General features: G+C 73.2%; 3 protein-coding genes. All 3 read left to right on the top strand.

Translation table 11 applies throughout. The annotated features are described in order from the left end of the window. The first annotated feature begins 15 nt into the window (after window positions 1-15). The 3 genes from FHT37_RS06055 to FHT37_RS06045 all read left to right on the top strand — a co-directional run bounded on the left by FHT37_RS06055 (window position 16) and on the right by FHT37_RS06045 (window position 12710). Entirely contained in the window at window positions 16-2628 is a 2613-nt protein-coding gene (locus FHT37_RS06055) for a winged helix-turn-helix domain-containing protein (protein ID WP_183479491.1), read from the top strand. A gap of 189 nt (window positions 2629-2817) precedes the next feature. Then, window positions 2818-4485, top strand: coding sequence for a ShlB/FhaC/HecB family hemolysin secretion/activation protein (locus FHT37_RS06050; RefSeq protein WP_183479489.1), 1668 nt, complete (start codon window positions 2818-2820; stop codon window positions 4483-4485). Between the two features lie 5 nt (window positions 4486-4490). Next, complete coding sequence (locus FHT37_RS06045) at window positions 4491-12710, top strand: MBG domain-containing protein (protein WP_183479487.1); 8220 nt, start codon at window positions 4491-4493, stop codon at window positions 12708-12710. Window positions 12711-12721: the final 11 nt, after the last annotated feature.

Genomic DNA, 12721 nt, shown 5'->3' with positions numbered 1-12721 from the left:
CGTCCCGTCCCCTTCATGCGCGCCGCCAGCCTCAGATTCGCCGACCGCTTCGAATTGCAACCGCTGGAGCGACGCCTGCTGGTCGACGGCCAGCCCGCGACGCTCGGTTCCCGGGCGCTGGACGTGCTGATCGCGCTGATCCAGCGCGCTGGCGAACTGGTCGGGAAAAGCGAGCTGATCGACCTGGCCTGGCCCGGCGTCGTCGTCGAGGAGAACAACCTGCAGGTGCAGGTCAGCGCGCTGCGCAAGGTGCTGGGCGGCGATGTCATCACGACGATTCCCGGCCGCGGCTACCGCTTCACGGCGCGCGTCGAGGACGCAACGCACGCCGCGCCGCCGCGCACCTCGCTTCCCTCCTCGCCCCTCTCCTCGCCCCGTTCCCCGCCGCCGCCCGCGACCCTCGCCTTGCGGACCAACCTGCCGGCCGGTCTGCCGCGGCTGCTGGGCCGCGACGAGGACCTGGCCGCCCTGCTCAGCCTGATCGAGCACCACCGCCTCGTGACCCTCGTCGGCGCCGGCGGCATGGGCAAGACGCGGCTCGCGCAGGCGCTGCTGCACTCCCGCACCAAGGCCTATCCGCATGGCGTGTGCTGGGTCGAACTGGCCCCGGTCACGGACGCCGCGGCACTGCCGGGCGCGATCGCCGCGGCCCTGGGCATCCGGCTGGGCGCCGGCGAGGAGCCGCTGGACGGCCTGGCCGCCGCCCTCGCGTCCCTGACCCTGCTGCTCGCGCTCGACAACGCCGAGCACCTGCTCGATGCCACCGCGCGGATCGCGGGCGTGCTGCACGCCGCGGCGCCGGGCCTGCGCATCGTCGTGACCAGCCAGGCCCCGCTGAAGCTGCCGCCGGAACGCGTCTACCGACTGGAAGCGCTGTCCACGCCCCAGGGGGCGGTGTCCGCGGCGCAGGCGCTGAACTTCGGCGCGGTCGCGCTGTTCGTCGAACGCGCCCAGGCCGCGGACGCGCGCTTCGCGCTGACCGACGCCAATGCGCCGGCTGTGATCGAACTGTGCCGCGCGCTCGACGGCCTGGCGCTCGCGATCGAGCTCGCCGCGGCCCGGGCGCCCATGCTCGGCGTGCAGCGGCTCGCCGCATCGCTGGACGAGCGGCTGCGCCTGCTGACCAGCAGCCGCAACCGCGACGCGCCGGCTCGCCAGCAGACGCTGCGTGCGGCCCTGGAGTGGAGCCACGGCTTCCTCGATGAGCGCGAGCGAATCGTGTTCCGGCGCCTGGCCGTCATCGCGGGCAGCGCCTCGCTCGAGCTGATCCAGCAGGTGGCCGGCGACGCGCCGGGCGGCCGTCCGGTCCAGGGGCCGCTCGACGCCCAGGACCCCGTCGAGCTCGACGAGTGGGCCGTGCTCGACGCGGTGACGGTGCTGGTCGAGCGTTCGCTGCTCGTGTGCGTCGTCGGCGACGACGCGGAGTCGCCGCCGCGCTACCGGCTGCTCGACAGCCCGAGGGCCTTCGCGCGCGAACTGCTGGCGCGGTCGGACGAGGACGATCTGGTCCGCGACCGGCACGCGCGCGCCGTGGCGACGCTGTGCGAAGCCTTGCACCACGCGCGCCTGAGCGGCGAGATCGGCGTCGATGCCTGGGGAGAACGCGCCCGCGCCGACCTCGACAACGCACGCGAGGCGCTGCTGCGCGCGCAGGCGCTGGGCGACACCGACGCGGCGCTCGCGATCATCGCGATGCTGCTCTTCGCGCTGCCGCGCACGCTGCACGCTGAACGCAACGCGCTGTGCGACCGTTTCGACGCACTGGCCGGCGGCGCCCAGGGCCCGATGTGGCTGCAGGCCAGCCTCGGCGTGGCGATGCAATACCTGAACAGCGTCCACAACCCGCGCGCCCAGGCGCACATGCGGCGGATGGTCGAGGTCGCCCGCGCGCGGATCGACGCGCCCGACGGCCGCTTCCACCTGTACCGCGCGCTCGCCATGTCCCTGGCCATGCCGCCGGCCGGCCGCGAGGACGAGGACGCCGAACTGTGCGCGCTCGAGGATCCCGACTGGCCGCCGCAGCGCCTGCACTACGGCCTGATCGGCCTGATGCTCAACCGGTCCGATCCGCGGGAGCAGTTGCGCCTGGGCCACCGGATCGTGGCCAACTGCCGCGCCGGCGGCGACGCCAACCCGATCTACCTCGCCAACCTGGCCGACGCCCAGCTGCTGGCGGGCGATCCGGAAGGCGCGATCCGCACCGGCATCGCGCTGCTGGCGCAGTTGCAACCGGGCCGCGACGAGTACGGGCTCGCCTATGCCCGCCTCAACACCGCGGCCGCGTATCTCGCGCTCGGCGACACCCGCTCATTCCGCCCGCTGGCGGAGCAAGGCTGGCCGCTGGCGGCCAAGGCCGACCTGCAGCGCTACTGGTGCCAGTACCTGTCGCTGCTGGCCGCGCTCGAGGGCCGGCCGCGCGCCGCGGCCCGGCTCGCGGGCCATGTGGAGTCCGGCACCGCGGGCCTCCTGCGCTTCGGCGAGAACGAGGCCCTGGCGGGCGCCCGCGCCCAGCGGCTGGCGCGGGAAGCGCTGGGCGCGGCCGAGTTCGAGCGCCTGAAGCAGGACGGCATGCTGCTGCGCAACGCCGACATCGGCGCGCTGGCGTTCGCGCTGACCGACGTCGACTGACGGGGCCCCGGCCCTCGGCGCCGGCGCGCGAGCAGGCCCGCAGAAAGCAGGACGGCGCGCCACTGAAAAATCCTGAAACGCCACCTTGCTGAATCGTTTCGGAACGATTCAGACGGGCTTCAGGACTTTGCCGCGCCTGGCGTCGACAGTGGCGGCATGCTCTCTCCCCGTCGATTCCCGTCCCCCGCGTTGAGCGGCGCGATCCTGGCGCTGGCCGCCGGCGGCGCGTTCGCCCAGCAGGCCCCGCAAGCGCCTCAGGTCACGCCGCGCGACCTGCGTCCGCCCGAGCCCGCCGCCTCCGCCGCGCCGCTGCCCACGCCCGCGCCCAACGCCGTTCCGGCGCAGGCCCGTGCGCTGCGCGTGTCGCCCGCCGGGATCCGCGTCGAGGACGGTTTCCCCGAACTCGCCAGCGCCACCGAGGCCCTCACCGCGCCGCTGCGCGGTCAGCGCCTGCCGGTGTCGGCGTTCTACGAGCTGGCCGACGCGATCGAGGCGGCCTACCGCGAGGCCGGTTATCCGCTGGTGCGCGTGGTCGTGCCGCCGCAGTCGGTGAAGGATGGCGGCGTCTTCGCGCTGCGCGTGGTCGACGGCCACATCGAGCGCATCGACACCGCTGCCGTGCCGGAGCGCGCGCGCCATGCGGTCGAGCGCTCGCTCGCCCCGCTGCTGGGCCGCCGCCGGCTGCGCGGCGAGGAGCTCGAACGCGCGCTGACGATCGCCGGCCGCGGTCCCGGCCTGCAGCTGCGCAGCGCGCTGGGCGCCGGCCGCGAGCTCGGCGGCACGGTGCTGGTGCTCGAAGGCGAGCACCAGGCGACGGCGCTCACCGTCTCGGCCGACCGCCGCCTGGGCGAATCGCTGGGCCCGTGGCAGACGACGATCCAGCTGCGCCTCAATCAGCCGCTGCGGCGCGGCGAGCAGTTCTACAGCTACGTCTCCGGCGGCAAGGACTGGGGCACCGCCTGGCGCGACGACGCGCCGCGGCGCGTGCTGGGCGGCGGCGCGATCGTGCCGCTGAGCGCCGACGGCCTGAGCCTCAACCCCGAGTTCACCGTCTCCGACACGCAGCCACGCGTGCCCGCCGGCAGCCTGCGTTCGCGCAGCCAGCTGGAGCGCTACAGCCTGCGCCTGATCTATCCGCTGCAGCTGACACGCGCCCAGGAGATCAACCTGACCGCCACGCTCGACGCCAGCCGGCAGGTCGACTCGCTGCCCGATTTCGACTTCACGATGAGCGAGGACAAGCTGCGCGTCGGCCGGCTCACCGTCGACTGGAGCCGCAACAGCGACGCGGCCCGGCTGCGCGCCGGCGTGACGCTGTCGCGCGGCCTGCCCGGGCTGGGCGCGCGCACCGCCGCCGACCTCGCGGCGACCGGCATCCCGGTCTCACGGCCTGGCGCGAAACCGTACTTCACCAAGCTCGAGGCCAACGCGAGCGTCGAGCTGCCGCTGCCCTGGGGCTTGAACGCGCGGACCTCGGCGCGCCTGCAGGACTCGTTCGGCGGCGTGCTGCCGAGCGCGGAGCTCTTCAGCCTCGACGGCGAGGACGCGCTGTCGACCTTCCGCTCGGGCGCGATCTCGGACGACGGCGGCTGGACGCTGCGCCAGGAGCTCTCCCGCGCCTGGTCGCCGACGCTGGGCGGCGCCGGCCTGTTCCTGCAGCCCTACCTGTTCGCGGCGCTGGGCCGGCCGATGTCCGAGCTGCCCGCGGCGGGCCATCGCCTGGCCGCGTCCGGCGGCGCGGGCCTGCGCACCCAATGGCGCGGCGCCGAGCTCTCGGTCGAGGCCGGCCGCCGCCGCTACCGCCCCTTCGGCATGGACGAGTTCCAGGCCTTCGTGAAAGCGCAAGTCCAGTTCTGACGACCATGACCCGCCTCCTGCCCACCCCCTCCTCCTTCCCCGCTCTCCCCGCCCTCCCCGCGGGCTCCCGCCGAGCTCCGGTCCGGCGCCCGCGCCTCACGGCGCTGACCGCCGCGATGCTCGCCGGCCTGCTGCCGCTGACCGGTGGCGCCCAGACGGCCGCATCGCCGACGCTGCCCAGGAACGGCAGCGTCAGCGCCGGCCAGGCCGTCATCGGCGCGCCCGCCGGCCACCGGCTCGACATCCTGCAGCAGTCGCAGCGCGCGGTGCTGCGCTGGGACAGCTTCTCGGTCGGCGCCGGCAGCGCCGTCGAGTTCAAGCTGCCGAATGCCCAGGCCGCGACGCTCAACGTCGTCACCGGCCCGCTGGGCAGCGAGATCGCCGGCTCGCTGAAGTCCAACGGCAGCCTGTTCCTGATCAACCCGCAAGGCATCGCGATCACGCCGAGCGGCGTCGTCGACACGCGCGCCGGTTTCGTCGCGTCGACGCTGGGCCTGTCCGACGAGGACTTCATGGCCGGCCGGCTGCGCTTCAACGGGCGCGGCGGCACCGTGCTCAACCAGGGTCTGATCACGGCCGGCGGCGGCGGTCAGGTCGCGCTGCTGGGCAGCCATGTCCAGAACGACGGCGTCATCCTGGCCCCGCTGGGCAAGGTCGCGCTGGGTAGCGCCTCGGTCGCGACGCTGGATTTCTCCGGCGATGGGTTCCTGCAGGTCATCCTGCCGGCCGACGCGGTCGACGGCGACAGCCGGCCGCTCGTGCAGAGCAGCGGCCGCATCGCGGCTGGCCTGGTCGCGCTGCGCGCCGCCACGGTCCGCGAGGCGCTGCGCGAGGCCATCCACCTGCCCGGCGAGATCCGCGCGACGACGCTCTCCGGCAGCGATGGCGCGATCGTGCTGGACGGCGGCGCCGGCGGCACGGTGCGCGTCAGCGGCCGCGTGGACGCCTCGTCGGCCGATGCCGCGGGCGGGCGCATCGACATCACCGGCCAGCGGGTCGAGTTGGCCGGCGCGGCGCTCGATGCCAGCGGCGCGACCCGCGGCGGTCTGGTCCGCGTCGGCGGCGCCTTCCAGGGGGGCAAGGCCAGCGGCGCCCAGGCCGATGGACATGAACGCTTCCTCGACCGCTTCGGTCCACTGCCCGCGCTGGCCTCGGCCGAGCAGGTGTCGGTCGACGCCGGCAGCCGGATCGACGTCTCCGCGCGCGGCCCGCAAGGCCTGGGCGGCACCGCCGTGCTGTGGAGCGAGCGCGCCACGCGCATGCTCGGCCGTCTCGATGCGAGCGGCGCGTCATCGGGCGGCGCGGTGGAGATCTCGTCCGCCTCGACGGTGCAATCGGTCGCGCTGAACCGCCTGACCCTTGGCGCGGGCGCGCGCCTGCTGCTCGATCCGCAGGACATCGTCATCGGCGACGGCGCTTCGGTCACGCCGCCCGGCGACATCGGCTACGGCGACGCGCCCGGCACGGCGACGACGCTGAACTCGGCCGACCTGGCCGCGCTGCTGGGCAGCGGCGTCAGCGTCCGCCTGCAGGCCAGCCAGGACATCAGCTGGTCGACCTTCTTCACCGGCATCACGCGCGGCGCGGCGCCGGTGGGTGACCTGATGCTGGCGGCCGGACGCACCATCACGCTCTCGGGCGTCTTCAGCAACGGCGGCGGCCACTGGACGCTGACCGCCAACGACACCGCCGCGCATGGCGTCATCGATGCGGAGCGCGGCGCCGGCCCGGCCTCGCTGGACCTGTCGGGCGCGCGCTTCATCAACGACAACGGTCCGTTGACGCTGCTGCTGGCCGACGGCGCCGGCAACACCGAGCGCACCGCGGGCGCGCTGCGCATCGGTGCCTTCGCCGGCCAGTCGCTGACGGCGACGGTGATGACGACGGCCACGACCGGCGGCGGCTCGCCCGCCGAGTTGATCCTGCAGGGCGACGTGTCGGTGGCGGGCGCGGCCACGCTGAGCGGCCCGATCCGCGTCAGCGGCGCCAGCGAAGTCGCTGGCGGCTCCGTCACCTGGACCACGGAAGGCAGCGACACGATCCTCGGCGAAGGCGGGTTCCGTTTCGTCGAGAACGGCATCGTGACCCGGCTCGCGCGGCTGGGCGGCGTCGACGCGACGCGCGTCGCGCTCGGCAACGACACCGGCACGGCGGTCACCCGCGTCTATGGCGACGCGGAGCCGGATGCCGATCACCTCGGCCGCGCGCCGGTCCATGTGGTGCGCGGGACGCCGGCCTCGGTGGATGGGCTGTTCGCCGCCGGCTCGCTGAGCGTGACCGGCCCCGGCGTCGCCGCGCCCGCGGGCAGCGGCACGCTGACGCTGTCGGCCACCGGCTCCGCGGCCATCGACGCGGCGGCCGTCGGCAACTTCTTCGTCGACCTGAGCGCGGCGACGATGCCGCTCACGATCACGCGCCGCGCGCTGACACCGACGGTCTCGAACGGCAGCTATGTCTACGGCTCGCCGGGCGCGGTCGTGAGCCTGGCCGGCGTCGTGAACGGCGACAACGTCGCGCCGATCGCGACGCTCGGCGCGCAAGGCGGCGTCGCGATGGGCGCGAACGGCGCCGGCTACGGCTTCGCCGACCGGGTCGGCGCGGGCAGCTGGAACTTCACGCTGACCGGCCTCGGCGGCAGCGCGGCCTCCAACTACACGCTGGACCTGTCGGGCATGGTGAGCGCCCAGCTGTCGATCGCGAAGAAGCCGCTGGATTATTTCGTCGGCAACGGCTCGCAGACCTATGGCTCGACACACACGATGCCCACGGCCTTCATCGGCGGCATGCTGGCCGGCGACGACGTGACGCCGGTGGTCGGACTCTCGTCCGGCGGCACGCCCGTCGCGGTGAACGACCGCCTGGCCGCGGGCAGCTACGTCGCCTCGGTCACCTCGCTGGGCGGCGCTTCCGCGTCCAACTACAGCGTGGGCACGATCAACAACCACGACGGCGTCTATCGCGTCGACCCGAAGCTGCTGACCTGGTCGGTCGGCGCGGGCGGCGGCGTCTACGGGACGCTGGGCTCGCTCGGCGGCGCGACGCTCAGCGGCGTGCTGGCCGGCGACGTCGTGAACGGCACTGTCTCGCCCAGCGCCGATGGCGGCTCGACCGTGTTCGCGCCGGCCGCGACCACCCGCGCCGGCACCTACACCGCGATCGTGTCCGCGCTGACCGGCGCGGACGCCGGCAACTACGCGCTCGCCACCAGCGGCAACACGCCCGGGCAGTTCGTCGTCGCCCCGAAGCCGGTCACCTACACCGGCACCACGGTCGACCAGGTCTACGGCCTTGCCCTGCCCTCGCCGGTGCTCAACGGCGTGCTGGCGGGAGACGTCGTCGCCGGCTTCCAGAAGGTCGATGCGCTGCGCGTGGATGCAGGCAGCGGTCATTCGCAGGCGTGGCCGGTGGGCCAGTACGCCACGACGCTGCTCTGGCTGACCGGCGCTGACGCCGGCAACTACGTGATCGCGGGCAGCGGCAACACCGCGACGACCGTCAACGTGCTGCCCAAGGCGCTGACCTATGTCGCGGCCACCGGCAGCAACGTCTACGGCACGCCGCAGAGCGGTGCGATGCCGGCGCTCTCCGGCGTGGTCGCGGGCGACCAGGTCACGGCCGCCCCGGCGATCGAATCAGGCGGCAATCTCTGGCTGCTGGACGCGGGCTCCCGCGCGGGGACCTACACCTCGACGGTGGTCGCCGGCTCCTTGTCGGGCGCGGGCGCCGGCAACTACACGATCGCCGCGGCGGGCAACACGAACGGCACGTGGACCGTCACGCCCAAGCCGATCACCTGGAGCGTCGCGGCCGGATCGGCAATCTACGGCAATGCGCCGACCGCGTCGACCAACGTCACGGTCCTCGACGGACTGCTGCCCGGCGCGTCGGTGAGCCCGGCGCTGACCGCGCTGGACGGCAATGGCGCGCCGGTCGCCCGGCCGACGGTTGGCGGCACCTGGTGGGCGGGCGTCGCCGGTCTGAGCGGCCCCGACGCGGCCAACTACCTGCTCGCCGGCAGCGGCAATACGGCGGGCGCGCTCACCGTGACGCCGCGTCCGGTCACCTTCTCGGTGGCCAATGCGAGCTCGGTCTACGGCAACCTCGCCACGACTGGCGCGGTGACGCTGAACAACGTGCTCGCCGGCGACTCGGTCGGCTACACGGCCGCGATCCTCGCGGGCTCGACGCCGGTCACGCTGAGCGCGCGCACCGGCGCCGGCGCCTATACCGAGACAGTCACCGCGCTCACCGGCAATCCGAACTACCTGCTGGCCAGCGCGGGCAACGCGCCCGGTACGCTGACCGTGCAGCCGCGGCCGATCAGCTACATCGCGCAGGACGCCTCGTCGACCTATGGCACCGCGGCCACGCCGGGCGCGGTGACCGTGCAGGGCGTGCTGGCCGGCGACAGCGTCGGCGCCGGCCCGGCCGTCCTGCTCGCCAGCGGCGTCGCGCCCGCCGAGCGCACCGCGGCCGGCAGCTGGACGCTGGGCCTGCGCAGCCTCACCGGCGCCGATGCAGCCAACTACGTCCCCACCGAGACAGGCTCGACGACGGGCACGCTCATCGTCGCGCCCAAGCCGGTCACGGTCACGGTGCAGGGCTACTTCACGATGTTCGGCGGCTTCCACGACAGCTTCATGGACCGGGCGCTCACCTACGGGACGGGCGACACGCCGCGGGCCAGCGGCAGCATCAACGGCCTGCTGGCCGGCGACCAGGTCGCGGTGACGACCGCCACCACGCCGATCACGCGGTCCCGCACGGGGCGGCTCAACGTCGGCACCTACACCTTCAGCGCCACCGGCCTGGAGGGCGCGGACGCCGGCAACTACGTGATGGCCGCGGCGGGCAACCGCTTCGCGACGCTGAGGATCACGCCTGCCGTGGTGGCGAATGCGGCCTGGGTGCAAGGAACGGATCACACCGACGTCTCGCCCACCTACGGGTCCGCGGCCAACTACACCCTCAGGACCGAGCTCCTCAACGCCTTCGCCGGCGACGACGTCGCGCTGGGCGCCTGGGCCGATCTCCCCGGCGGCCGCTCGACCACGCTGCCCGCGCGCCTGACCCCTGGCACGTACGGCGTCGACAGCGAGCTGCTAGGCGCGGACAAGGGCAACTACGTGATGCTCCGCGCGTCCACGAGCACCTTCCGCGTCGTACCCAAGCTGCTCACGGCCGTGATCGACAACACCGCCAGCACCTATGGCGACGCGCTGCCGGCGACGGGGGGCAACCTGTACGGTGTGCTGGCGGGCGACACGGTCTCGGTGACGACGGCGATCGCTGGCGTGCCCGCCAGCAACGGGCGGATGCCTGCGGGCCAGTACGGCATCCACGCCACCGGACTGGCGGGCGCGGAAGCGGGGAACTACGCCCTGAGCCCGGAGAACTTCGGCGCGCCCGGCCTGCCGCTGTCGCGCAGCGGCCAGCTCACGGTGCTGCCGCGCAGCCTCCAGCGCGCGATGGATCCCGGCAGCCTGAGCATCACCTACGGCGACACGCTGCCGCAGTTGCGCCTGACCGGCGGCGTGCTGCCGGGCGACGAGGTCTTCATGACCAATGTCGTCGTGCCGACCCAGGTCCAGGGCCTGCCGGTCCTCGACGGCCGGGACACGGCGCTGTCCACCTCGCTGGCGGTCGGCACGTATCGCTACGTGCCGCGGCTGAGCGGACGCGACGCGGCGAACTACGTCAGCGGCGGGGATGCCGGCACCGTCACGATCGCCCCCAAGCCGGTCACCGTCACCATCGACCCGATCAGCACCGTCTACGGCAGCTACGTGGCACCGTCCGTGTCGGTCTGGGGGCTGGTCAATGGCGAGCAGAACTGGGTCAAGCCCAACTTCGACGTCGTGGGCGCGAGCGGCTTCCTGACCTACAACGACCGCAGCAACGCGGGCAGCTACACCCAGCAGGTCACCGGCCTGCATCTGGAGAATGGCTTCAGCGGCATGCCCGACTACACGAAGAACTACGTCTTCGTGTCGACCCCGGGCGCGTCGGCACCGCTGACGATCGCGCGCAAGCCGCTCACCTTCACGCCGGCCGCGAGCACCACCGCGGTCTACGGCGATGCGCTCACGCTGGGCGCGCTGTCGGGCGTGCTGCCGGGCGACGACGTCGGCGTGCGCCTCGAGGCCGGCGACGGGTTCCAGTCGCAGCAGCTCCTCAACGGCAACGGCACGCTGAACTACGCCACGCGCGTGGATGCCGGCGACCACCTCTGGAGCGCGTCGCTGACCGGCAGCCGGCGGGGCAACTACGTCGTCGATCCGATCGGCGGCCGGGTCTCGATCGCGCGACGCGACGTGATCTACGGCATCAAGGACGCCGAAGGCGTCTACGGCAACTACACCCGCGCCTGCACGCCGTCCGGCTGCACGCCGTTGCCTTACCTGCCGGGCGCGACGACATTCCAGGGCGTGCTGTCCGGCGACACGCTCGGCGGCAACGTCGCCTTCACCGACCTCACCGGCCAGCTCATCACGATCGACGGCAGCACCCATGCCGGCACCTATTTCCAGGTCCTCACCGGCCTGACCGGCGACTCGGCGAAGAACTACCGGATCGCCGACAGCGGCAGCCGGCCCGGCCTCTACAAGATCCTGCCAATGCCGCTGAGCTACACGGTCAGCAGCGGCGTGTTCCTGGGCCAGCTGTACGGCACGCCCGGCGAGGCGACGTTGTCCGACCTGCAGGGCCCGATCACCGGCCGCCTGGACATCGCGCCGATCGTCACCGCCTATGACCCCAAGGGACGGCCGGTCTCCGACCTGAGCCAGCTGACCGTCGGCCGCTACACCTTCCGGGTCACCGGCCTGACGGGAGCCGATACGCATGACTACCGCGTCGGCGACGGCCCGGCGGGGACGCTGGACGTCTTCGCGTCGAGCTCGCTGGGGCTGGGGCTGGTCGAGCCGCTGCCGACGCCGCCGGTCATCCCGACCGTCGCGCCGGTCGCCTCGCCGGCCCTGCCGGTGGCGCCGCCGCTGAACGGCCAGTTCCGCAGCAGCGGCAGCGGGCAGGAGGAGGACTTCGGACGCAACATCGACGCCACCGGCATCGTCGGCGGCGTGGCGCTCGGTCCGACCGGCGGAGGCGTCTCCGGCCGCGCCAGCGGCGTGGTGGAAGGGAGCGTCGATCTGGGCGGAGCCGACTTGTCGGCCCAGGCCAGCGGCGAGATCGCCGGCCTGGCCAAGTTCGGCATCACCGGCGTCCGGCTCGAAGCCAGCGCCGATGCGCATGTGGACGTGACCATCACCAGCGGCCCCGGCTACGTGATGTTCGGCGCGCAGGGCGACGCCTACGCGATCGGCTCGCTGGGACGCAACGGGCTGCGGATCGGCGCCGAGGCGCGCGCCGGCGTGTCGGCGCAGGCCGGCGCCAGCGGCCATGTGGACGGCCTGGGCGACGCGCATGCGGACACGACGGTCAGCACCTTCGTCTACGCCCGCGCCGACGAGCAGTACATGCTGCGCGACGGGCAGGTCGTGCAGCGCTTCGACAACGCGGTGGGCGTGGGCTCGTCGGCGGGCGTCTCGGCCGGTGTGTCGGGCAGCACCGGCTCGGTCGGCGGCGGCGCGACGGTCTACACGCCGGGCTCCATCGGCGGCACCTTCAACTACTCGGTCGGCCTGTCGGACGGCGCGATCAGCGTCTCGCTGGACCTCGGCGCGCAACTGGGCTTCGGCGGGCTGGGCCTGTCGCTGAACTTCTCCATCGACCCGATGGGACTGGCGGGCGCGATCGCCAACTCGCCGGTCGGCGATCTCGTCATCAACGCCTTCGGCATGAATCACCGGGAGCCCGACAACCATTACTCGGAGGCCGACTCGCGCCATGCGGCCTCGATCGGCGATCCGGTCGAGCGCTACAACTACCTGGCCGGCAACACCCGGTGGCGCGACCGGCCGTGGAACTACGACAGCAACCCCGACGCCCGGACCGACTGGGACAACATGCAGAACTTCTTCAACACCTACAACCAGCTGCTGAGCCGCACGCAGACCCTGATCAAGAAGGAGCAGACCGACCAGGCCCGCTTCCTGGACCTGCTGAAGACCGACCCGAAAGCGGCGATCGAGATGTCGCACAGCGGCAACTTCGTCCAGGCCAACCGCGACGAGGAAAGCGCGCTTCAGGGGCTGTCCCGGCAGCTCGGCGTGCAACTGGCCGTCGTGGACGGCCAGGTCACCTACGTCGCCGGGGGCGGTCGATGAGGAGGATGTCC

Origin of the sequence: Mitsuaria sp. BK037 (genome assembly GCF_014193045.1) — a bacterium.
Lineage (GTDB): Bacteria > Pseudomonadota > Gammaproteobacteria > Burkholderiales > Burkholderiaceae_C > Roseateles.
Note: the sequence above shows the minus strand (reverse complement) of the source record. Positions and strands in the feature narration are given on the sequence as shown.